Source organism: Streptomyces sp. NPDC060198 (assembly GCF_042728415.1).
In the GTDB taxonomy this organism is placed as follows: Bacteria; Actinomycetota; Actinomycetes; order Streptomycetales; family Streptomycetaceae; genus Streptomyces.
On the sequence record NZ_JBHWZJ010000002.1, the window covers coordinates 57,784 to 79,218 of the forward strand.

Genomic DNA, 21,435 nt, shown 5'->3' on the forward strand with positions numbered 1-21,435 from the left:
CGAAGTCCCCGTCCGTGTCGGTACGCCGTGCCTGGGGAGGCCCTCTCCCGCAGTGCGGCGCCCACCCCGGCCGAGGCGGTGGCGGTGCCCCTCGTCAGGGTCCCGCGTGCACCTGGCACGCCCACAGGCTGGGCGTCCGGGGATAGGTGTCGCGCAGGGCGCGTACGGCGTGGTGCAGGGCCTCGGCCGTGCGGGCGACGTCGAGGATGCCGTCGCCCCTGTTCAGGGTGGAGTACACGCTGAGCGCGACGTCCGCCCCGATCGCGTCGTCGACGTGCCACAACGAGCCGACGACGTGGGGGAAGCCGGCGATCTGGAAAGCGCTGACGATGTGGACGGCCTCGTCGGCGAGTTCGGGGCTGGATCGCAGGGTGTCGCACGCCGACAGGTAGGCGAGCCGGACCGCCGGAAGTCGCAGTCGAGCCAGGTCCCGCACGGTCAGAGGGCGTTCGTCGTGGTCGTGCAGGACGAGCCGGCTGTCGGAGGCGTGTTCCAGGTCGCCCGAGGCGTGGCAGGCGAAGTGCGCGTAGGCGTGGTCGTGCAGCGCCGAGACGACCGCGGAGTGGGTGGCGGAGTCGTCGCGAAGCAGGGTGGCCCGGGGGATCAGGCGGGCCAGGTGTTGGGCCTCGCGGAGTGCGCCCGGGAGTGGGGCCTGCCCGGGGGCCCGCGCGACGCTGACGACGAGGGTCCCGGTGCCCGCCGGGCGGGTGGTGCGCAGACGGGCGTGGTGCAGGGCCCGCAGGGTCGGCGTGTACGAGGAGACCACCCGGTCCAGCGCCCCGGGAGCGGCGTCCGAGGGTGCCGCCGCGTGCAGCGGCAGAGTGCCGAGGAGACCCCCGGGCGACCACCACACCCGGGTGGCACCGGGGAGCCGGTCGAGGACCGGGCCGGTGACCGCCCGCCACAGCCAGGCGAGGGTGTCGCGAACGTCCTGCTGCGCGCGCTGCGACTGCTTGCGCGAGGTTCCGGGTCGGTCGATCCGGACCAGCGCGTTCTCGAAGGTGCGCCGCCGTTCGGCCGTCGTACGCGGGTCGAGGTCGGGGAGCGGTACGGCCTCGATGGTGTGCTCGGTGACGACCAGGGCGTCACTGCCGTACGGGGAGACGTTGACCAGGACCACCGGGCCCGCGGCGGCCGTGGTGCGCAGCTCGCCCTCGTCCCGGTCCCGCACCGGCCGCAGTAGCCCCAGCTCGGGGTGCTCGGCGCGGATCGTGGCGGTGAGATCCTGCCATGCGGTGGCCAGAAGCTGCCGCTCGTCGGCCCGGGTGTCGACGGGACCGGACGCTTCCTCCGGCAGGAACCCGTCGCTGCCCGTCGCCCTGTCGAGGGCCGCCCGAAGTTCCTCGAAGCGGTCGGCGAGGTCCGGGGCGGTCTCCCGGAGCCGGGTCAGATCGCTGTCCGCGTCGAAGGTGTGGGAGAGCATCACGCCCCTCGCCTGCTCGAGCAACCCGACCGCGAGTCCGGGCCGACCACAGCGCACCGCGCAGGCGGCGGCGGCGGAGCCCAGTCCGACGGTCCGACTCAGCAGGAACTCCTGATCGTCGCGGACGAGATGGCGGGGTGCGACCGAGTGCAGCAGGTCGACCGCCACGACGTAACCCTCCAGAGCGCCGGCCCAGTCACCCAGCTCCGCTCGCACTTCGCCCCAGGCCTGCGCGGCGCCCAGGCGTGGGGCAGGTGGGCACTGCTGTTCAAGAGCCGCCTGCCGGAAGTGCTCGGCGGCTTCGGCCAGTGCACCGTGTTCGGGGCGACGCCGGGGGCCCGTGAGCCGCAGGGCGTTGCCCAGATTCGTCAGGCGCCGGGTACGCGTGGGGTGGCCGGGGGCGGTTGCGCCGAGGGCCCGGCGTAAGAGCGCGACCACCTCCGCCCTGGCCTTCGACGACACAAGGGTGAGGGGGTTCAGAAGCCGGGCGTTCGCGGCCACCGTGAGGGCGCCTGCCAGGTGGGGGGAGTCCGGGGAAAGTGCTGCGACCACCGCGTCCGCCAACGCGCGGGCCTCACGCGCCTCGGCCGCTTCGTCCTGCCGCACGCCGTGCGAGATGCGGTGCAGCAGGGCCACGGCGAGGTTGAGGCGGCGCCGGGGCAGCATCGGGTCGCCCTCCGGGGTGAGAGCCAGTCCTTGTCTCAGGAGCCGTACCGCCTCGTCGAGCCTGTCGGCCGGCCCGGGGAGCCGTTCGAAGCCCGACACGAGACCGATCCCGAGCGAGCTCAACGTGCTTGCCCGGTGCGCGACGCTCGTGCCGGGGAGTTCGGCGGCCCGTCGCCGGCACTCCTGGACCTCCCGAAGGTCGGCGCCGTCCTCGGTCAGTTGGTGCCGCAGGCTCAGCGCGCCACTGAGGTTGAGCAGCCGCGGCCCCAGCGACCCGTGTCCTTCGCGGGTGAGTGCCACCGACTCACGGTGCGCTGTCACGGCCTCGTTCAACTCCGCCGGATCTCCCGATTGCTGATGGCAGGCGATCAGTACGAGGCCGAGATCGTCGAGTGCCGTGGGGCGGTCCGGGTGCCCGGTCGGCATGAGGGCCACGGCCAGCCGCAACCGGCGCAGAGCCTCGTCCAGATCGGCCCTGTTCGTCCTCGGGTCACGCAGATAGCGGTTGTAGAGGGCCATCGCGGGTGTGAGGAGCGGCAGTCGTGGACCTTCCGGTCCCTCCGCCGAGGAGAGGGGGCGTTCGATGAGGCTGAGCGCCGCGTCCAGATCCGCGTGGGAGCCGGTCGCGACGGACCGGGCGCGCAGGGCGTTGCTCAACGAGACGCGCAGGACTCCGGCCGACTCGGGACTCTCCGCTGCCCGCAGTGCCCCGGAGAACAAGGCGATCGCCTCGTCCAGATCCTCCGCACGACCGACGTGCTGCGCCCGGAGAACGAGCGCCGTGCCCAAATCGTGGTCCGCTTCGGCGGGCCGCTCCGGACGGGCGCCGACCACCCGGCGGCACAAGGCCACCGCCTGGTCGCACTCCTCGGGCGTCGCGCCCTCCACTCGGAGCATCAGGATCAGTCCCTTTGCCAGAGCGCCGAGACAGCTGGACAGGCGCGGGCTGCCGAGGGGAAGTTGGGCCAGTACGTCCCGCGCGATGCCCACCGACTCGTGCAGGTCCTCAGGATCGTACGAGTCCGTGTAGCGGTCCAGGAGCCGGCGGCCCAAGCCGTCGAGGGCGAGGAGCCGTTCGGGGGAATCGGCGGGGATTCTTCTGAGGGCACTGTGGACGAACCGGACCGGATCTCCGTCCGCCAGATCTCCGAAGGGCCAGGTCGCCCCCGCGACGGTGACCGTGTCGGTCGCCGCTCGGAGCCGTCCCTGGAACGCGGGGTCGTACTCCGGTGTCGCGAGGACGGCGAGACTGCCGAGTCCGACGGCGGTGGCAGCCCGGATCTCGGGCGAGGGGAGAGCCGCCGTCAGCAGGACGGCCAACTCGTGCAGATTGCGGACGCTTTCGGAGGCTCCCGGCGGGGAATGGTGCTGTCGTCCCTCCGCCGCGATCTTGAAGGCGGCGGCCGAGGCGGTCCACTCGTCGGGGCCGTCGGCATTCTCCGGGTCGGGGTGCGTGGCCGGATCGGCGGAGGCGTAGCCGGCCGCCAACCCGGCCGGCACCAAGTCCGGATCGCTTACCCACACCGGGAAGAGGAGGGTGCCGGCCATGCACCCGTGTACGACGCCGAGGTCCCCGGGGTCGGTGAACGCCCGGGCGGCACAGAGCCAACCGGCCGCGTGTCGGGCCTCCATGTCGGTCCTCGTGTCGCAGGTCCGCAGCAGACCCCGCAACTCGGCATCCGCGGCGGGGCCGAACACCGCATCCGTCCGCCCGTCCGCGGCCAGGTCCACGCGCGTGCGGACAGCCTGGAGGAACCAGTCCCGGTCGTATCTCACCTGTCGCTCCTCCGGCGCTCGCCGCGGGAAGTCGCCCGTCTTCGTCGTTCGATCCGTTCGTATCGCCACCGCTGTCCGGGCAGTCGGCAACGCGACTCCAACTCCGCACCCATCATGCACACTTGTCCCATGACCGGATCTGCCGACCTCCCTGAAGCCGGCCGGTGGGCCGCAGCAGCGCTGTGCGTACTGCTCGGCTCGCCCGGTGACCTGGCGCAGCCGGGCGTCCGGGAACCGGCCGAGCGGGCACGGGACCTGCTGCGATCGGGAGCGGACGCCGGTGTGGGCACGGAGACAGGCTCGGGACCGGACGGCCGTGCGGGCTCCGGCGCCGACGAAGCGGGCTCCGGCGCCGACGAACTCGCCGCCTGTTACGCCGCCCTGGACACGGCCCTGCGCCGGGCGGGAGATGCTAGGGGCCTGGTCAGCGGGGCCCGGAGCGCGAGGATCTCGGGCATCGCTCGTGACGTCAAGGTCGCGGTGTGCCCCGGGCCGGCCCACTGTACCCGGGTCGAACGGGCGCGCGACCTGCTCCCGGCTCCGGCCTGCGCCGTCAACGGCACCCGTATGAGCAGGCGCCGCCTCGGTCCCGGCCAGTGACCCCGCCGGCATGAACCCTCTCCTCGCCACACTGGGTGGCAAACTCGCCGAGCGCTGGCTCAACATGCTGGTTCTCCCCGGTGCTCTCTTCCTCGCCACCGCAGCCGTCGGCACCACCCTGGGCCACCGCCACTGGCACGACATCGAACGGCTGCGCACCGCACTGGACGATCTCGCGACCCGCCCCGCCCTCGACCGCGCCGGTACCGCCGCGCTTCTGGTCGCCCTCCTCCTGCTGGCCGCGAGCGCGGCCTCACTTGCCGCGCAGTTCCTCGCCGGCGCGATCGAGCGGTACTGGCTCCGGTTCGGGCGCGACCCGCTGTCCCGTGCCCTGACCGCCCGCCGTGCCCGCAAGTGGCGCGAGCTGGACACGCGGTACGAGGAGGCGTACGGCGACATCTCGGTGACCGAGGGCCGGCCGTGGGCTCCGCCGGAGGTGCTGGCGCGCATCGAGAACCTCGCCGAGGCCCGCGACCGGGTCGCGCTCCACACGCCCGCCCGCCCCACCTGGTACGGCGACCGTGTCGGGGCTGCCAGGGAACGTGTCCACACCGCCTACGGCGTGGACCTCGCCGCGGTCTGGCCACGGCTGTGGCTGATCCTTCCCGAGCAGGCTGTACGCCAGATCCACTCCGCCCGTGACTCCTTCGCGGCCGCCGCCCGCATCGGCGCCTGGGCCGTGGGCTACGCCCTGCTCGCCTGTTGGTGGTGGCCGGCCGCCCTGGTGGCCGTCTGCTGCGCGGCCGTCGCCCGTTCCCGCGCCCACGACGCCCTGGACCTGTTCGCCGAGCTCATCGAGGCCGCCGTCGACGTCCACGGCCGGGAGCTGGCCGAACGCGTCGGCCTGACCGGGGCAGGCTCGGTGGTGCTGGCCGACGAGGTGGGGGAACGGATGTCGGAGCTGTTCCGGAAGAGCGGGTGACCGGGGCCGTCCGAGCAGGGGCTGAACCGTCGGCGTATCGGCCCGGGCGGCTCTCCTGGCAGCGGCGCCGGTGGACAGGATGGTTGGGTAGCCATCAGGGACGCCGACCCGCGCAGCACCGGTCGGCCCGTACCTGATCCGTCCGCACTGATCCGTCCACACCTGATCCGTCCACACCTGATCCGTCCACACCTGATCCGTCCGCACCCGATCCGTCCGCACACCGCGAGGAGACTCCATGACCGTGTCCGACCGCTACCGCACCGCCTGGGAAGGCTTCTGGGAGGAGAGTTCCGGCGACCAGGGAGAGCCCTTCTGGGACGCGGATCCGGCCCTGACGGCGCGGCGCGACCTCGAACACCTCACCCCGTACGCCGACCACTCCCTTCCGGTCGCCGACCTCGGGTGCGGCAACGGCACCCAGACCCGCTTCCTCGCCACCCGCTTCACGCGTGCGGTCGGCGTCGACCTCTCCGCCGCTGCCGTCGCCCACGCGCGCCGGACCGACGCGAGCGGAGCCGCGACGTACGAGCAGCTCAACCTCGCCGACCCGAAGGAGACCGCCGCGCTGCACGAGCGCCTCGGCGACACCAACGTCTACATGCGGGCCGTCCTGCACCAGAGCGACCCCGAGGACCGCCCCGCGGTGGCCGCCTCCGTCGCCCGGTTGGTCGGCGCGCACGGCAGGGCCCTGGTCCTGGAGCCGACCGGTCGGGCCAAGGAGGTCATCGCCGCCGTCGCCGCCCAGCCCGGCGGCCCTTCCCTCAAACTGCGCCGTGTCAAGGAACACGACCTGCGCCCCGGCGAAGTCGCCGAGGGTGAAGTCGCCGCCCTGCTGCGGGCGGCGGGGCTCACTGTCCTGGGCGAAGGCGTCACCGCCCTCGCCATGAGCGAGACGCGCCCCGACGGCTCCAGGGTGGAACTCCCCGCCCGCTGGTTCGTCGCCGGCCGCCCCTGACCCGGAATCCGTACGGCGGACCCTCGGACGCGAAAGCCGTGCGGGCGGCATGGGGCGACAGGCCGATGCCGTGGAGGTAGTAGGAGCCGCCTGACGGCCCGACAGGTCTGCCGCGATCCGGGGGCGATCCCCGGGCGGGGTGCGGTGTCTCCCCGGCGCCTGGGAAACCGCCCGAGCGTGCCTTGTCGGTCGCGGCGTTGGCGTGTGCACCGAGATGCCCGTACCTCCGGCCGCCCAGGTGGTGAGGCCGTGGTCAGTGAGGCAGCGACTTGACGTTGATGACGGGGGGTCCGGCGGGGGGCATGACGGGCGCCAGGATGATGCGGCGCTCGTCATCGGCGTAGTCGAGCCGTGCGGCGTAGGAGAGGGGAGAGTGGCTTCCGTTGGAGTCCCGCAGCCCGCTCTGATCGGCCAGCTGTGTGGCGCGGGTCTTGAGGTGCTGGGCCCACACCCGGGGGTCCGTGAGGGAACCGGATGGGACGAGATAGCCCATGCCGGCGCCGACAAGCTGTTCGGCGAGGGCTGCGAGGGCGTCGCCGGCGCAGCCGTACCCACTCGTCGGCAGCCTCTCGGCGAAGAGGCCCACGGTCAGAACCCAGGCCAGGGCGAAGTCCTGCAAGTGTTCGCGCTCTTGGGCCCGGACGATCGCCTGGAATTCCGGGGTGATCTCCAGGCACAGTTGGTGCGGCGCGAGGTCGGGACCGGGTGCGGTCGCCCAGGTGATCGGCGGGGAACCGACGAGCAGGTACGCGCCGTCCGAGCCCCACGTGCCGTTCGCGCGGGTGACCATGCTCACCGGGGAGATGCCGACCTGGGCGATCTGAATGACGACGTCACTCAGGTCGAACTGATGGTTGGCGGCCACGAGCCCCCCGTCGACGAATTCGAGCGCGAAGGAGTCCGGCAGCCTGTAGCCGGTGACGCCGAAGACGAGCCGCCGTCCGTGGATGCCCAGCGACGAGAGGGGAACCCTCTGGACCGTCGGCGATTTGACGGTGTACTTCTGCATCAGGGCAAGTAGCGGGTTCGCTTGTTCTGTCATGCGGTGTCTCCCCCCTGACCCGGGGTCCCGCGCGAGGGGACACCGTCGGTCAGCTCCACTCCGTGAGGGCCGGTCGGCCGTGCTCCATCATCGGCCGCACACCCTCTCTCCATCGGCTCTTCGCGACAAGCGGATGGCCCCGGTTCCGCTTCGTGCCGTGTCATGGGCCGACGTTGCGGCGAGGCCGTTCGCGGGTTGTCCGGCATCGTGCCCGGACGGGGCAGACGGAGGCGGGCCTCCGGCCGGCGATGTATCGCCACCCGGATCGGTTTCCGCCCGGCCTTCCTGGTGCGCGGGCCTCTGCCCGGCTGCAAGGAGCGGTCGCTGTCGTGCGTGGCACGTGGATCTCCGAGTGAGTGAGGACTGCAGGCCCGGACGGCGGGTGGGGTGTGCGGGTCGCGACCGCACACCCCACCCGGCCGGAGAAGGCCAACCGGGCGTGGTGGCGCTCCCTTTCGGCCGGCGGGCGTCAGAGGCCCGTGGTCACGTCACCGGTCCTGGGAGAGTGCGAGGAGTTCGGCGAAGGTGCCCCCGGCGTGGACGAGGTCTTCGTAGCGGCCCTGTTCGGTGATGCGGCCCTCCTCCATGACGATGATGTGGTCGGCGATTTTCGTGTTCTCCAAACGGTGGGTGACCACGATGGTGATGCGGTCGGCGGCGATGGCCTTGATCCGCTCGAAGATCTGGTGCTCGCCGCGCGGGTCCATCTGGGAGGTGGGCTCGTCCAGGATCAGCAGTCCGGGTTGGCGGTACAGGGCCCTGGCGCAGGCCACGCGCTGCCACTGGCCGCCGGAGAGTTCGGAGCCGCCGAAGACCTCGCGGGAGAGCAGGGTGTCCAGTCCGGCGGGGAGGCCGTCGACCGCCTCGCGCAGGCCGGCCGCGTCGATGGCGGACCAGACGGGGGCGTCGTCGGCGGTACGGGGCTGGCCGAGGGTGACGTTCTCGCGGACCGGCATCGGCCACTGGGCGAAGATCTGCGGCACCAGACCGGTCCGCGCCCAGACCGTGGCGGGGTCCACCTCGGCCAGGTCGGCGCCGTTCCAGGTGACCCGGCCCTTGTCCGGCAGGTAGATGCCGGTGAGGAGGCGGGTGAGCGTGGACTTCCCCGAGCCGTTCGTTCCGACGATCGCGAGGATCTGGCCGCGTTCCAGGGTGAGGGAGACACCGTCGACGGCGGGCCGGTCCTTGCCGGGGTACTGGTAGACGACTTCCTCCAGTTCGATGCGCTCGGTCGCCCCGCCGTGCCTGCCGGGGCCGCGCTCGGGTGTACGGGCTGCCGCGTCGTCGAGGAAGGTCTGCATGTCGCCCAGGTAGAGGCTGGTGTGGAAGACGGCGGCGCCGTTGGTGACGACCTGGGAGAGCGAGGCGAGCGCGGTCTGTACGGCGAGGACGGCCGTGGCAGCGACCGCGAGTTCGATCCGCCCGGAGACCGCCAGCCACGCGAGGACGCCCCAGGCGGCGAGGAGGAAGGTACCGCCGACCGCGGCGGAGGCCAGGGCGATGCGCAGGGTCTGTGGGGCGGCGGCCAGGGTGCGTCGGTCGCAGCGGTCGGACAGGGCCCGGAACCAGTGGACGAGGTAGTCGGCCATCGAGTTCGCGCGGACCTCGTCGCCGTATTTCGAAGTGGTCGCCCACCAGCGCATCATGCCGCGCACGTTGCGGTCGGCGATGTTGGCGTAGTGGATCTCGTAGTCGACCCGGGCGGTCAGGACCGCCCCCACACCGGCCGGCAGTACGGCGAGCAGGAGCAGCGGAAGCATCAGCGGATTCAGCGCCGACAGCACGCTGCCCGCCGTGACCATGCGGATCAGCGCCGACAGGAACCGCTGGGCGTCGGTGACCATCACCTGGGTACGCATCACCCCCATCTCGGCCGCCTCGTACCGGTCCGAGAAGCCCTCCTCCGCGTACGCGGACGCTTCGACCCGGCACACCGCCTCGACCAGCGCGGTGTCCGTCTCCGTAGTCAGCCGCGGGGTGATCCTCCGTGCCGCGTACGTGGCCACGGCCGCCGCACCCCGGCCCAGCGCGGCGGCGAGCGCGACCACCACCAGGGCGGGAAAGGCTCCGTGCAGCCGGTCACCCGCCGAGCCTTCGCCCAGGACGGGGCGCATGGCGTGGGCGGTGGCCGTCAGCAGGACGGCCGCCGAGACGCCCGTGATCACCTGACAGCCGACCAGCAGCTGTACGGCCAGGCGGTCGGTCCGCCAGGACAGCCGGGCGATCCGGCCCAGGACGGACGGGATCTGCGCGCACATCCGCCGGAAGGAGACCTCGGCGAGGGGATTGACGGAGTACTGCCCGCTGTACGTGATCTCCGCAGGTGGCGGCGGAGGAGGGGGAGAGGCGGCCTGCTGCTCGTTGGCGGTGGTCGAGGTCAACGTGGTTCCCCTTGACGGTCGTCCGGCACGGTCGTGGGGATCAACGACCTGGTTGGGATATCGAACACACGTGTTTCGGTCGGTCCCGGAAGCCCGGGATGGAGCGGGCGGCGGCGTGTGCGTGATGCATCGACCCGCTGCCCGCAACAGGAGTGCCGTGCACGGGGGTTGGCCGAATCGCCGAGGATCGCGCTTGGCGCGGCGGGAGGGGGTGTCGGTCGGGTGGGGGTGTGCTTGCGGGGTGCTGGGGCGTACCGAGGGAGTGCTTCGAGGCGTCCGGCCGGGGGCGGCGTGAGGACGGTGAAGGTCGCCAGGTTCGACGGAGCGGACGCGCCCTGGTTCAGCTCCCGGATGCTGAAGGAGGGACGATCGAGATCGGCCGGGTTCGGGGGCCCCGGAGACGTCCGCCGGCATGCGATGCCGGCACGGTGTCCGGTTCTACGCGGCCGGTGCCGCCAGGCGGAAGCCCACTCCGATCGCTTCGAGATCCGGCTCGTAAGCGCCGTGTTGTCGGGCGCACCGGGCCAGGTCCCGGCCGTGGCGGAACGCGCCACCCCGGGTGAGGTGCCGGTCGAAGGCCCAGTCCTCGGTGCTCGGCACCCCGGCAGGCGCGCCGGGGTAGGGGCGTGGACGGTAGAGGTCCACTCGTCGGCGTTCCCCGCCATGTCCAGCACCCCGAAAGGGCCGGCGCCGCCGGGGAGTGATCCGACCGGCATCGTGGTGCCGATACCGAGGTCCACCAGACTTGGAACCAGGGCATCGGGGGCCGGTGGAACCGTGCGGCGCGGCTCCGGGAGCGATTCACGCGGCAGGGAGGGAGTGCACGCTGACCGCGTAGCCGCAGCCCGGCTCGTAGGGGTCGCCGCTCCATGTGGCGTAGCGCTGCCGCAGGACCAAGCCGGCCTGGACGCACCAGTCGTCGAACTCCGCAAGGGTCAACGGCGCTTCTGGCAACGGGAGATGTGCCGCGTCCAGGCCCATGCCGGTGACCAGCAGGCCGCCGGGGCGCAGCGCGGCAGTCAGCTGCCGGACGACGGCCGGCTCGGTGCCGGGGGCCAGCAGGGGGATGACGTTTCCGGCGGCGAGCGCCAGGTCGAAGCCCGGCTCAAGGCCGAGGGTGTCCAGTCGGGCCAGGTCGCCGAGGAGCCACTCCTGCGTGGGGGCCTCGCGCAGGGCGACGGCGAGCATCGAGGCGTCGACGTCCACGCCGGTGCAGTGATGGCCCATCTCGGCGAGCCGGATCGCGATCCGGCCGGTGCCGCACCCCGCGTCGAGTACCCGGGCACGCGGCTTCAACAGAGCGGCGCAGAAGTTCGCTTCACCGTGGACGTCGTGGCCGGTCTCGGCGAGCCGCGCGAAGCGCCGGGCGTACTCCTCGCCCGCTTGTCCGCCGGTCAGTTCCGCCCAGCGGTCGTCTTGCCCAGTCATGTTCGGTGCGCCTTCCGGTCGGCTCGTCCCGCAGGGGTGAGGCGGGTGTCCTGCCGGCATTTTCGCAGGTCGGCTCCTGGGAGCAGGTCGTGTGCCCCGGATAGGCGGGGCGTCTGCCCGCTGAGAACTCCTGACGAAACGGGTGTCGGGGAACGTTGCGGGACGGCCCGTGAGCCCGGTGGCCATGAGCCGGAGCGGTTCGTGAGCGGCAGCATTCGCCCGGGACGTCCGTGGAAGCGGAGTGGTCCGGTCTGTGCGCGATGACAGCCCGCCGTACGGGATGCACGGCCACGACTGGCCGGCGGGTTCGGACCGTTCCTCAAGCTCCCCACTTGCCGGGCAGCCGCGGTCTGTTCCGCCCTGAAACGCCCGCACCCGGGCCGTGATGGCTGCTCCATGCCGGGGTAGACGGCGTTGACCAGCCCGATCTACAGGACGGAGCGGCCGGAACGTGGCCATCACTACCACTGGTGCGGTGTACGGGTGCCTGGGCTTGGGGGCGCTCCTCGCGGCGGTGCTCCCCCGTCTGCTGTCGCGGCGGCCGGTCTCACCGCCCATGGTGTTCCTCGCGTCCGGGCTTCTCGTGTACGCGCTGCCGCTGCCCCTCCCCCTGCCGAGGGTGGACCCGACGGAGCATACGGCGTGGGCGGAGCACCTCACCGAACTCTGCGTGATCGCCTCCCTGATGGGCGCGGGTCTCGCCATCAATCGTCCGTTCGGACGGCGCTCCTGGCGCACCACCTGGCGTCTGCTCGGCGTGGCGATGCCACTCGCCATCGCTGCCACCGCGTTGGTGGCCTGGTGGCTGCTGGACTGGCCGCCGTACGTCGCGCTCCTGCTCGCGGCGGTGCTCGCGCCCACGGACCCGGTGCTCGCCTCCGAGGTGCGGGTGGGGGAGCCGTCGGACCACGAGTACGACGAGGACGAGGTGCGCTTCGCGCTGACGAGCGAGGCCGGCCTCAACGACGGGCTGGCCTTCCCGTTCGTCCTGGGCGCCCTCGCGCTCGCCGCGGCGGGCGGCGGCCTGTCGACCGGCTGGATCGTGCACTGGGCGTGGAGCGACGTACTTCTCAGGCTCGCGGTCGGGGTGGCGGTGGGAGTGGGAACGGGCCTGCTGCTGGGCCGTGTCCTCTTCCACGCCGCTGCCAGGCCGCTGAGGCTCGCGGAGCACGGCGAGGGCTTCGTCGCGCTGGCGGTGACCCTCACCTCCTACGGCATCGCCGAATCACTGCACGGTTACGGGTTCCTGGCCGTTTTCGCGGCGGCCTGCACGCTGCGCAGCCGGGAACGGGGCCATGAGTACCACCGGGTGCTGCACGAGTTCATCGAGCAGATGGAGCGGCTGCTGATGGCGGTGCTCCTCTTCGCGACGGGCGCCTTCATAGCGACGGGCGCCCTGGCCCATCTCACGTGGCAGGGTGCGGCGACGGGTTTGCTGCTGCACCTGCTGATACGGCCGCTGACCTCCTGGGCCGCCCTCCTGCGGGGCCCTGGCTCGCGGAAGGAACGGCTGGTCACCTCGTTCCTCGGCATCCGCGGCATCGGCTCGTTCTTCTATCTCGCCTACGCCTGCGGCCGGGGGGATTTCGGCGCCTGGGAGGACGAGTTGTGGGCGGTCGTGGTCTTCACCGTGCTCGTCTCCGTCGTACTCCACGGAGCTGCGGCCACTCCGATCACCGCGCACCTGGACCGGAAGAACGGTGAGGAGAGCGGCGAGGAGAGCGGTGAGGGGACCAGTGCCCCGAGCGCCGCCCCCGAGGCCCGGTGCGACCGCCTCGACAGGGACGACGACGCGCCCCGCGAACGAGTCTGAAGCACCCGCACACGTGGAAGTACGAGCGGCGCGCCCACGACGTCCACCCCTCAGCCGACTTGGCCGAGGGCAACGGTGCGGGATCCTGAAGCGAAGCCGTCGAAGGACTGCGGTTCTGCGCCGACGGATGCACCCATGCCTGGCACCAGTTGGCGGCCGGAACCGACCCGGGAGCGGCCACCGCGTGATCATCAGAGGTTCTGTGGACTTCTGAAGTTGGTGCTATGGCCGTGGGCCATAGCGTGGACCCGGCCCGCCGGCGGGCGATGTTCGACCAGGCCGACGACGACTCACCGGGTGCTCAGACATCCCTTACGGGTGGTGAGCCGTGCATCACGCTGCACCTCTTCCCCATAGTGGGCGGCGGTTGTGACGATCGCTTGAAAGTCGTGCAGCGACGTGACCGCGACGCGGGGCGTGGGCGTCCCCAAGGGCGGTTCGGCGAGCTCGCCGAGCACGATCGCGTTCGTGCCGTGGACATACCCGTGGACGAGCCAACCGTCGAGGGACTCGGCGGCCCCCAGCAGCGACGGATCATTCAGGGCGGCATCGGAGCGCAACACGGAAAGCGTCGCGGCCGGGTCAGCGTCGGGCTGGGCCAGACGCGGGTCCTCAAGTCTGGCCATGTTCTGCAGTGTCAGCATCATCGAGCCGAGGATGCAGGGCTCCGAGTCGCCCATGACGATCGAGTCCACGATGAGCTGGAAACGAAAGAAGCGCGCATCCCAGGGGTCACCTGCTGGGGTCAGGATCAGCCCGAATCGGCCGTCGTCGGTTGAGATGCGCATGCCTATGACCTCCCGTGGTGTTCCTCGGCTTTGATGCTAGAAGCTGCTGAGCGACTTCGCCGTAGCGGATGACGGTCTTCTCCGGTCGACTTCTGCCAGGTCGATCCCGCTGGCTTCCGTCCCACGATCGCTCAGCATGCAGCTCTGCACGACCCGGCCCGCGCTCTGCGTGAGATCGGGACCAAGCGGCGCACCCTGGCCCGTCACGCCCCGCCCCCTGGCCGAACCACGATCTACGCGACCTCGCCTCCCCCTGGCACTGCCCACCCGGACGAGCAGAGTGCCCTGCAAGGATGCAGGCGAGAAACGAGGCTCTCCCTGGAGATCATTTAGGGTCGGCACCATGGAGACCACGGGTACAGACCGGCGTCGGACGGCCGAGCGCGTGCGCGACACCCTGGCGCGGCTCGTCGCCGAGCGGGACGTGTGGGTGTCGACGGCTCACCCCGAACACGGGCCGCACCAGTTGCCACTGTGGTTCCTGTGGGACGGGCGAGCCGTGTGGATGTGCACCGGTGCGGACTCCGTGACCGCGCGCAACCTTCGTACGGAGCCGCGTGTACGCCTGTCACTGCCGGACACCTTCGACGTGGTGCTCCTTCAGGGGGAGGCGGAGTGCTTCCCCGACCTGGAGGTACCCGAAGGGGCGGCGAAGGCCTTCGCCGACAAGTTCGGGTGGGACCCGCGCGCGGAGGAGGGGCCCTACCTGTACGTACGCGTGGTCCCGAGCACCGTACGCGCCTGGCGGGGCGTGCCGGAGCTGCGCGGGCGAGTCGTCATGCGGGACGGGGAATGGGTTGCGGGGGCGTAGCCGACCCCCCACGGCTCGCGGCGGACGTTCGGGTCAGTTCTCTGCGGCGTACGAGGTGAAGTCCCGCCAAGCGGTGGGGGAGAGGGTGAGTTCGGGGCTCAGTGCGTCCTTGGAGTCCCGGACGTGGATTGACTGCGGCCCCTGAGCCACTTCGACGCAGTCGTCACCCTGCGAGCCGCTGTAACTGCTCTTGATCCAGGTCAGTTCGGACGTGCTCATAGCGTTCCTCGCAATCGCTTCAACAGGCGCAGGGAGTCCGCAGGGGGCAGAGCCTGTGACCGCAGTTTCGCATATCGCTGCTGGAGCAGGCTGATCTCTTTCGGGCTGGCGATCAGCCTTCCGTTCTGCTGCCCTTCGGAGTAGGCGAACCACTGGTTGTCCGGAGTCTCGGCCAGTCGCATCGGCCCGTCCAGGCCCGCGTGTGACGGCTGACGCAGCGGCATCAGCTGAAACTCCACGTTCCAGTTCCGTTCGATCAACTCCAGCAGTACGTCGAACTGTTCGCGCGTCACGGCTTCCCCGCCGGTCCACCGTTCCAGTACAGCCTGCTCGACGATGAAACTGAAGGCCGTGGGCGGCTTCCGGGTCACCGCCAGCAGCTCCTGCCGGGCGATCCGTGCGGAGATCCGCTCCTCCAGCTCGTTCACATCGGGCAGCGGCGGCACGTCCATCGACACCGCTCGCGCGTACGCCTCCGTCTGCAACAGGCCCGGCAGCACCCGGCACTCGTAGGTGTACAGGCTGATCGCCGTCATCTCCACACGTGCCCACTGCCGGAACCAACTCGCCAGTCCTGCCTGCCGCGACAGGTGCGGCGCGGCTTTGCGCAGTGCCCCGGTCCCTCCGAGAACCGGCTCCGCGCGTTCCACGAAGTCGCGGTCCGGCATCCGGCGGCCCTGTTCGATCGAGGCGACCGTGTGTTTGGAGAAGCCGACCCTGTCGGCGAACTCCTCGCGGGAGAGGCCGGCGTGCTCGCGCAGGGCCTGGAGGAACGCGCCGAACGTGCGCAGGCTGTCCGACACTCCTGGCTCGGCGCCCGTTCCCGAACCGCCCGGTCCTCCCGCGGCCAGTCCTCCCGACGCCGGTTCCGCAGCGCCGCCGTCCATGCTGTCGTAGCCCACCGTTGGCCACCTTTCGCGCGTACCCGCCCCGCCGTGCCGCACCCACGCGCCGCGTCGCCACCGAGCGTGCGCGTGTGACCTCACAGCGTACGGGTGGTGAGGGTGATGCGTGGTGGCGTTCGTGGGAAGCGGGCCTGGGGGAGTGCGGGGCCCGCCGTGTTCCGGGTTCGAAGCTTGGGTCTTGGGTCTTGGGTCTTGGGTCTTGGGTCTTGGGTCTCGGGGTTCTGGCTTCGGCTTTCGAGATTTGGGATTCGAGCGTCGATGTCGGGCCTCTCACTCGTACGAGGGATCTGCAGAGGTGCTCGGCCCGACGCTTGAGCTTCGGGATTCGGGGGCCGGGATGCGAGATCCGGGGTTCGAGCGGTGTTGTTCATCCGGGAGGTAGGTAGGGGGGTTTGAGGAAACCTCCCCTCCCTCCCACCCCCGTCACGGACAGCAAGTATGACTAATGGTGAGCGAGTTGCGGCGGAGAGTCACGCATGCTTACGGTGCCCTCAACGAATCGACCCCGACGCGGTGTTACAGCACCAGGCCGGGGTCTCACCAAAGATCGCACCCAAAAGAAAGACGATCTCGTGGCTACCCAGCACTTTAGTCCCGCCCTGCCCGCGCCCGCAGCTTCGCGGCCGTACCGCCGGGCCAACACCGGCTACGGCAAGCAGTCCGTCTCCGGCCAAGTCGCACCCGGACCCGGGGACTTCGCGTTCCTGCCGGAGCGTGAGCGGTACGTCGCCGCCTATGTCGACCACTTGCCCGACGGCGCGGCGATGGACATCAAGTCGCTGGCCAAGGACTTGCCCCTGTACGGGCAGATGGCCATCGGTACGGCCCTTCGGGCGCTCGGTGTGGCCGGGCACCTGCGGCGCGTGCGCAGGCGGACGGGGGGAGACGGCCCGTGCCGGTGGGTGACGCTGACCTTCTGGTCCCGCACCGCGCGGGACAGCGAGTGGTGGATCACCAGGCTCGAAGCGGAGTCCACCGAACCCGAGGAGTCACCCGCGCCCCCTGCCGAACCGTGTCCCGGGCCGGTGATTCCCCAGCAGCGCACTGCGGAGGGAGCCCCGGAACGGCCCGCGCTCCCGGACGCACCTCAGTCGGCCGATGTGCCTTCGGAAGCTGACGCCCCGGCCGAATCCGCTTCTCCGGCCGCCGATGCTCCTCCGGTTGCCGTCGCTTCACCGGCTGTCGCGGGCCCTTCGCCCGCCTACGTCGCCCTGGCCGAACTGGGCCACCGTGATCCTCGCTTGACGCTCTCCGCTGCGGACTGCGAGGTGCTGGAGCCGCTCGCTGCCGCCTGGTTCGCGCGGGGTGTCAGCGCCGGGTACCTGACGTCGGCGCTCACCGCCGGACTTCCCGAGCAGGTCGGCTCACCCGTCGGGCTGGTGCGCCGCCGCCTCACCGACAAGATGCCGCCCCGACTGTCCCCGACCCCCACCCCGCCACAGGTCCCGGCCCAGGGCGGCGCTCCCGGCGCCCGAGTGCGCGGGCTCCTGGTCGAGTGCACCGACTGCGGGCGCCCCGCCCGCGCCGAAGCACTCCCGGACGGCCTCTGCGCCCCCTGCCGCACCGCACACCAGGCCCCGCAGCCCGCCGCCCCGGACGCCGCCCCGGTGGTTGCCCCGGCCCAGGTCGAACGCGACGTCCCGGCCCTCGTCGCCGGTCTCCGCAATTTGATGCGCACCCCCTGAGCCCGCCCCGCCGCCCGCGCCTGGCCAACACAGCACGGCCTCCTGTTGCTTGTCGCGGTCGCCTAAGGGCTGTCCCGGAGGTGCGACGATCGCGCGGTGCCGGCCGCGATCATCTTCGTCGCTACTTCGGGCTGCACCTGGCGGCAAGTGCCACCGGTCTTCGGGGCCTCCTGGCAGACGATCCACCGTCGCTTCACCGACTGGTCCAGTGCCCGGGTCTGGGTCGGCACCGCTGGGTAGTCGAACGCACAGTGTCCTGGCTGAACGGCTGTCGCCGTCTGCACCGACGCTATGAGCGGAAGGCCGAGCACTTCCTCGCCTTCGTCGGCATCGCCTGCACCCTCATCTGCTACCGCAGAGCGGTGCAGGTCTAGGACTTGGCCCAATAGATCATGCGCTCGTGAGGCTGTCCGGTGGTCACGTCCGGTACACCTACCATGACGCGCGGCTCGATCAGCGGAATCTGTGGATGGAGAAGCGCCTCCAGGTCGCCAACGGCATCGTCAATGTCTTCGTCGATCTCGGCGGTATGGCGACGTACCCAGAAGGAGAGCAGCACTCTTTCCTCTTCGACCGCAATTGCTACCGCTACCACATCGGACGAGATCAGCCCTAGCAGAGCCTGCACCGCAGTGAGGGCGATGTCGTTGACGCGCTGAACCTCTGGGTCTGCCATGCAGATGGATCCTGCCCGATCACTACGCGATCGCACCAACAAAACGCTCACTAAGGCGCCTCGGCACCGCTGTCACGGGGCAACTACTCACTCGCTTCGGGGCGTTGCTCATGATGGATGATTGTTCTAGCCTGATGCAAACAATCCGAAAGGAGGGTCGCCTTGTCCTCGAACACCACGCCCGCGCGGGGCAGATCCCGTCTCCCTGCCTTACAACTCGTGGCGCTAGGTGCTCCGTTCGCCCTGGGCGCCGTTGTCTACGCGGTCGTCTTCGTCGTGAAGCACTCGACACTTCCGGATCCGGTCGGCATCCACTGGGACGCGTCGGGGTCCGCCGACGGTGTCACCTCCTCCCCGATGGGGCTGCTCGGTCTGGTCATGGGCGTCTTCGTCTTCGAGCTCGTCGGATTCGGTGCTTCCCTCTGGCAGGTGCGGTCGACCCCGGGCAGCCGTCTCGCACTGTCGGTACTGGCCTGGGCCACCGCCGCGTTCACCTGCGCGTTCTGCACCACGTCGCTCCTGGCCAGCGCGGGAGCGGCCGAGTACACCGACGCCACTTTCCCCACCCTGTCCCACTGGCTGGTCGCCGCGGGTGTGACCGTGGCGGGCGCGGGGGCGGGATTCCTCCTGTTCCGCAGAGAACGCTGAGCGAGGGAGCCCGGTGAAGCACGAGCGCGTCCCGGAGGAGATCGTCCTGTCAGCGGGTGAGCGGGTCGCCTGGGCGGGGGTGGCGGTATCCCGTTGGTCGTGGGTGTCCGGGGCGGTGGTCGCCGCGGTCGGCACCACGGGAGGCCTGACCGCCGCCGCGCCGTACGCGAGCAGTTTCTGGTGCCTCTGGGTCGTCGCGGCGATCCTGCTGAGTACCGCGGCGGTCCGGGTGAGCATCAACGACAGGGGCGTCACCGTGTCGTCCGTCGTCCTGCCGTTCGTCCGGAGGACGTTCACCGTCGCACGCATCGCCGGCGCTTCGGGGCGCTGGACGGACGCCCTGGCCGATCTGGGCGGCTGGGGTCCCTACCGCGTCATGCCCGGCCGGCACAGTGTCTCCTTGCGGACGGGCGACTCCCTCTGGCTCGACCTGGACGGTGGGCGGGAGTTCGTCGTGACCGTGGACGGTGCGGAGGAGGCCGCGGCCCTCGTCAACGCACTGATCACTCGCTCGGGACGGCACGCGGGGGGCGGCAGTGGTGCTGGTCAGGATTGATCCCGCCTCGTCCGTCCCCCTGTCCGACCAGATCGCCGCCTCAGTACGTCGGTCCATGGCTTCGGGGAACCTCCGGATCGGCGACCGACTGCCGTCGGCGCGCGCACTCGCGGCCTCCTTGAGCGTCAACGTCCATACGGTCCTCCGCGGATACCAAGCCCTGAAGACCGAAGGGCTGATCGAACTGCGCCCCGGGCGTGGAGCTGTCGTCACGGCCTTCGCGCCCGAGTCGCGGGCCTTGTTGATCGAACACTGCAGGCAAGCGGCTCGCCTCGCGCACCAGTGCGGCCTCAGCGACGAGGAGACACTCGCGGTCCTGCGCGCGTGCCTGGCGAACCCGTCATCCGGCACGCCGGTTTCCTGAGGGTTGTCCCGCAATTCCTGGCGGGTACGCGACGACAGCTACGGCACCTCCCCGCGTTGTCGGAACGTCCTGCTGCATCCAGTGCGCGGACGCTCCTCCGCCTTGCGATGCACCGCATCCGGCGCCGCGACCTGTCCGGTCCTGATCCGCCGGATTACACCCTCAGGGCGTGGCGTCAGCCGTCGCAATCCGGGGCCGTGCCGCGGTGCCGGCGAGGTCCTCGGTGGCCTCCGCTTCCTGTCGCTCCGAAACGCCGGGCGCGTCGACGTCCGCACTCCGGTCGTCCTTCCGGCGGTGCACGGAGGAGCCCGCCGGGAGGCACAGGACGACGATGCCTCCCGCCATGGCCAGGCTGAAACTCCACAGCCCCATCATCATGGCGATGGAGAGATGGAACATCACGCCTGCTGCCCCGACCCACAGCCTCGCCCGGGGGCGCAGCAGTAGACAGGCGGCCAGGGAGATCTCGATGAACAGTGGGGTCCAGGTCATGAGGGCAACACCCCAGGGCACGGAGACCAGTGCGCCGACCAGAGGCTCCAACCAGCCGGGAGCGCCGAAGGACGGGTTGTGGCTCCAGTACCACATCGCCGTGCCGTCGGCCCATTCCGCGTGCGGCAGTTTGGCGACCGACGCCTGGAAGTAGACCAAGGACATCTGGAGCCGGACGACCACCAACGACCCGGCGCCGACGAGCGCCCATGCCGGGCGTGCCGTGGCCGACGGGTCCTGCCAGTGCCATCGGCGCGGGTCACCGAGGGACGGCAGCACGAAGAGCAGGGCGAGAATCAACGAGATCTGGTCACCGCCGTCGCCGATCGCGATCCCGGTGACGACGCTGTAGTGCACATAGAGGTGCGGCAGGCAGGTCCAGCGTGGCCGCCAGCCGGAGGCGACGACCAACAGCACCGCGACGCATGCCCACATCAGCCACGTCAGGCCCGTGTAACTGTCCGGGGCGAGGCAGAACACGGACAGGCTTCCGGCGCCTTCGCACAACGGATAGTCACCGATGGTCGCGACCGGTCGGAACAGCGTCTCCGCGCTGGAGAACAGCAGGGTGCCCAGGGTGCCGAGGGCCACCAGGGTCCGGGCGAGACCGAAGACGTTCGTCCACGGAACGGCCACGCGTGTATCGCTCACCTGCACTCCACCTCCCACACGGCGGCACGGAGGGCGGTGTGCGTGCCGGACTGCAGATCCCGCCATGCCCAGGGAACCGGTTCCAGTTGGACGACGGCGACGCGACCGCACAGGGTGGGCTCGGGAGAAGCGTTCGTGGTGTGGACACCTGTCGGTACGGCCGCCAGGCACGCCTCGGCCCTACGGGCGTTGCCGCACTCCACCCAACGAGTACCGGGGGATCTCGTCAACAAGGCCACCTCGATTCCCTGGGAGCGGGAGGCCCGGTCGAAGCCGAAGGCGTTGGACGCCTTCGCGTGCGGAGCCAGAGCCGCGTGGTGCCAGCCGTTCCGGTCAAAGGCGAACGGGGCGTACTCCGTATCCCTGGCGGACTTGGTGAAGAAGGCCCAGCCCTGCGGGGCAACGGCCGTGAGTACGGGCTTGGCTTCCTCCTGCATCGGCAGACGCACGGCATTGGGGGGCAGCGCGGCCTGCGCGACGTACAACGCGAGCACCACCCAGCCGGCGACAAGGTACCTTGTCCAGGCACGTGGAACACGGATCCGCACGGTGGCCGGCCGGACGGTCAGGGGAATGCGGTCGGTAGGTTTCACAGCTGCTCTCCGCACCACGCCGCCCGGGACTCCGATCG

The 21,435-nt window shown here is 70.9% G+C and carries 20 protein-coding genes and 2 pseudogenes; 11 read left to right on the forward strand and 11 right to left on the reverse strand.

What is annotated here, in order from left to right; translation table 11 throughout:
- Window positions 1-94: 94 nt before the first annotated feature.
- Complete coding sequence (locus ACFWEP_RS00610) at window positions 95-3,865, reverse strand: CHAT domain-containing protein (protein WP_387363272.1); 3,771 nt, start codon at window positions 3,863-3,865, stop codon at window positions 95-97.
- A gap of 610 nt (window positions 3,866-4,475) precedes the next feature.
- Here ACFWEP_RS00610 and ACFWEP_RS00615 point away from each other — a divergent pair.
- Together ACFWEP_RS00615 and ACFWEP_RS00620 are read left to right on the forward strand one after the other, a co-directional pair.
- Window positions 4,476-5,387, forward strand: coding sequence for a hypothetical protein (locus ACFWEP_RS00615; protein WP_387363275.1), 912 nt, complete (start codon window positions 4,476-4,478; stop codon window positions 5,385-5,387).
- 238 nt (window positions 5,388-5,625) lie between these two features.
- Window positions 5,626-6,345: a class I SAM-dependent methyltransferase gene (locus ACFWEP_RS00620; protein WP_387363278.1), complete on the forward strand. Its 720-nt coding sequence runs from the start codon at window positions 5,626-5,628 to the stop codon at window positions 6,343-6,345.
- A 253-nt stretch (window positions 6,346-6,598) separates the two neighbouring features.
- Here ACFWEP_RS00620 and ACFWEP_RS00625 read toward each other — a convergent pair whose 3' ends face one another.
- The 4 genes and pseudogenes from ACFWEP_RS00625 to ACFWEP_RS00640 all read right to left on the reverse strand — a co-directional run bounded on the left by ACFWEP_RS00625 (window position 6,599) and on the right by ACFWEP_RS00640 (window position 11,196).
- Entirely contained in the window at window positions 6,599-7,387 is a 789-nt protein-coding gene (locus ACFWEP_RS00625) for a hypothetical protein (protein ID WP_387363281.1), read from the reverse strand.
- 488 nt (window positions 7,388-7,875) lie between these two features.
- Complete coding sequence (locus tag ACFWEP_RS00630) at window positions 7,876-9,768, reverse strand: ABC transporter ATP-binding protein (RefSeq protein ID WP_387363284.1); 1,893 nt, start codon at window positions 9,766-9,768, stop codon at window positions 7,876-7,878.
- A gap of 438 nt (window positions 9,769-10,206) precedes the next feature.
- Window positions 10,207-10,484 (reverse strand): annotated as a pseudogene (locus ACFWEP_RS00635) (SUMF1/EgtB/PvdO family nonheme iron enzyme).
- 85 nt (window positions 10,485-10,569) lie between these two features.
- Window positions 10,570-11,196 (reverse strand): class I SAM-dependent methyltransferase, encoded by a 627-nt coding sequence (locus ACFWEP_RS00640; RefSeq protein ID WP_387363287.1) that lies wholly within the window; start codon window positions 11,194-11,196, stop codon window positions 10,570-10,572.
- 451 nt (window positions 11,197-11,647) lie between these two features.
- Between ACFWEP_RS00640 and ACFWEP_RS00645 the strand changes: the two genes are divergently transcribed.
- Window positions 11,648-13,009 (forward strand): cation:proton antiporter, encoded by a 1,362-nt coding sequence (locus ACFWEP_RS00645; protein WP_387363290.1) that lies wholly within the window; start codon window positions 11,648-11,650, stop codon window positions 13,007-13,009.
- A gap of 290 nt (window positions 13,010-13,299) precedes the next feature.
- Here ACFWEP_RS00645 and ACFWEP_RS00650 read toward each other — a convergent pair whose 3' ends face one another.
- Complete coding sequence (locus tag ACFWEP_RS00650; RefSeq protein WP_387363293.1) at window positions 13,300-13,797, reverse strand: hypothetical protein; 498 nt, start codon at window positions 13,795-13,797, stop codon at window positions 13,300-13,302.
- 126 nt (window positions 13,798-13,923) lie between these two features.
- On the opposite strand from ACFWEP_RS00650, the gene ACFWEP_RS00655 reads away from it, so the two are divergent.
- Complete coding sequence (locus ACFWEP_RS00655) at window positions 13,924-14,130, forward strand: DUF6221 family protein (RefSeq protein WP_387363409.1); 207 nt, start codon at window positions 13,924-13,926, stop codon at window positions 14,128-14,130.
- 10 nt (window positions 14,131-14,140) lie between these two features.
- Complete coding sequence (locus ACFWEP_RS00660; protein ID WP_387363296.1) at window positions 14,141-14,608, forward strand: pyridoxamine 5'-phosphate oxidase family protein; 468 nt, start codon at window positions 14,141-14,143, stop codon at window positions 14,606-14,608.
- Window positions 14,609-14,641: 33 nt separating this feature from the next.
- Here ACFWEP_RS00660 and ACFWEP_RS00665 read toward each other — a convergent pair whose 3' ends face one another.
- Both ACFWEP_RS00665 and ACFWEP_RS00670 read right to left on the reverse strand, forming a co-directional pair.
- Window positions 14,642-14,827: a DUF397 domain-containing protein gene (locus tag ACFWEP_RS00665; RefSeq protein ID WP_387363299.1), complete on the reverse strand. Its 186-nt coding sequence runs from the start codon at window positions 14,825-14,827 to the stop codon at window positions 14,642-14,644.
- Window positions 14,824-15,714: a helix-turn-helix domain-containing protein gene (locus ACFWEP_RS00670; RefSeq protein WP_387363412.1), complete on the reverse strand. Its 891-nt coding sequence runs from the start codon at window positions 15,712-15,714 to the stop codon at window positions 14,824-14,826. The genes ACFWEP_RS00665 and ACFWEP_RS00670 overlap by 4 nt, the downstream gene beginning before the upstream one ends.
- A gap of 590 nt (window positions 15,715-16,304) precedes the next feature.
- On the opposite strand from ACFWEP_RS00670, the gene ACFWEP_RS00675 reads away from it, so the two are divergent.
- The 3 genes and pseudogenes from ACFWEP_RS00675 to ACFWEP_RS00685 all read left to right on the forward strand — a co-directional run.
- The gene (locus tag ACFWEP_RS00675; RefSeq protein ID WP_387363302.1) at window positions 16,305-17,417 is read left to right on the forward strand and encodes a MarR family transcriptional regulator; all 1,113 of its coding nucleotides are present in this window, start codon (window positions 16,305-16,307) and stop codon (window positions 17,415-17,417) included.
- A gap of 96 nt (window positions 17,418-17,513) precedes the next feature.
- Window positions 17,514-17,657 carry a transposase gene (locus tag ACFWEP_RS00680; protein ID WP_387363305.1) on the forward strand — a complete coding sequence of 48 codons (144 nt, stop codon included), beginning with the start codon at window positions 17,514-17,516 and terminating at the stop codon, window positions 17,655-17,657.
- A pseudogene (locus ACFWEP_RS00685) lies at window positions 17,636-17,791 on the forward strand (transposase); the annotation flags it as partial. The gene ACFWEP_RS00680 and the pseudogene ACFWEP_RS00685, both read left to right, overlap by 22 nt.
- Here the strand turns inward: ACFWEP_RS00685 and ACFWEP_RS00690 are convergent.
- Entirely contained in the window at window positions 17,788-18,093 is a 306-nt protein-coding gene (locus ACFWEP_RS00690) for a hypothetical protein (protein ID WP_387363308.1), read from the reverse strand. The pseudogene ACFWEP_RS00685 and the gene ACFWEP_RS00690 overlap by 4 nt on opposite strands.
- 219 nt (window positions 18,094-18,312) lie before the next feature.
- Here ACFWEP_RS00690 and ACFWEP_RS00695 point away from each other — a divergent pair, with 219 nt between their 5' ends.
- The 3 genes from ACFWEP_RS00695 to ACFWEP_RS00705 are packed head-to-tail and all read left to right on the forward strand — an operon-like array spanning window position 18,313 to window position 19,661.
- Window positions 18,313-18,741: a DUF1648 domain-containing protein gene (locus ACFWEP_RS00695; RefSeq protein WP_387363311.1), complete on the forward strand. Its 429-nt coding sequence runs from the start codon at window positions 18,313-18,315 to the stop codon at window positions 18,739-18,741.
- Window positions 18,742-18,754: 13 nt separating this feature from the next.
- Window positions 18,755-19,297 carry a hypothetical protein gene (locus tag ACFWEP_RS00700; protein ID WP_387363314.1) on the forward strand — a complete coding sequence of 181 codons (543 nt, stop codon included), beginning with the start codon at window positions 18,755-18,757 and terminating at the stop codon, window positions 19,295-19,297.
- Entirely contained in the window at window positions 19,281-19,661 is a 381-nt protein-coding gene (locus tag ACFWEP_RS00705) for a GntR family transcriptional regulator (protein ID WP_387363415.1), read from the forward strand. The genes ACFWEP_RS00700 and ACFWEP_RS00705 overlap by 17 nt, the downstream gene beginning before the upstream one ends.
- Window positions 19,662-19,823: 162 nt before the next feature.
- Here ACFWEP_RS00705 and ACFWEP_RS00710 read toward each other — a convergent pair whose 3' ends face one another.
- Window positions 19,824-20,804 (reverse strand): sporulation-delaying protein SdpB family protein, encoded by a 981-nt coding sequence (locus tag ACFWEP_RS00710; RefSeq protein WP_387363317.1) that lies wholly within the window; start codon window positions 20,802-20,804, stop codon window positions 19,824-19,826.
- Complete coding sequence (locus ACFWEP_RS00715; protein ID WP_387363320.1) at window positions 20,801-21,397, reverse strand: SdpA family antimicrobial peptide system protein; 597 nt, start codon at window positions 21,395-21,397, stop codon at window positions 20,801-20,803. Before ACFWEP_RS00715 ends, ACFWEP_RS00710 begins: the two co-directional genes overlap by 4 nt.
- Window positions 21,398-21,435 lie beyond the last annotated feature (38 nt).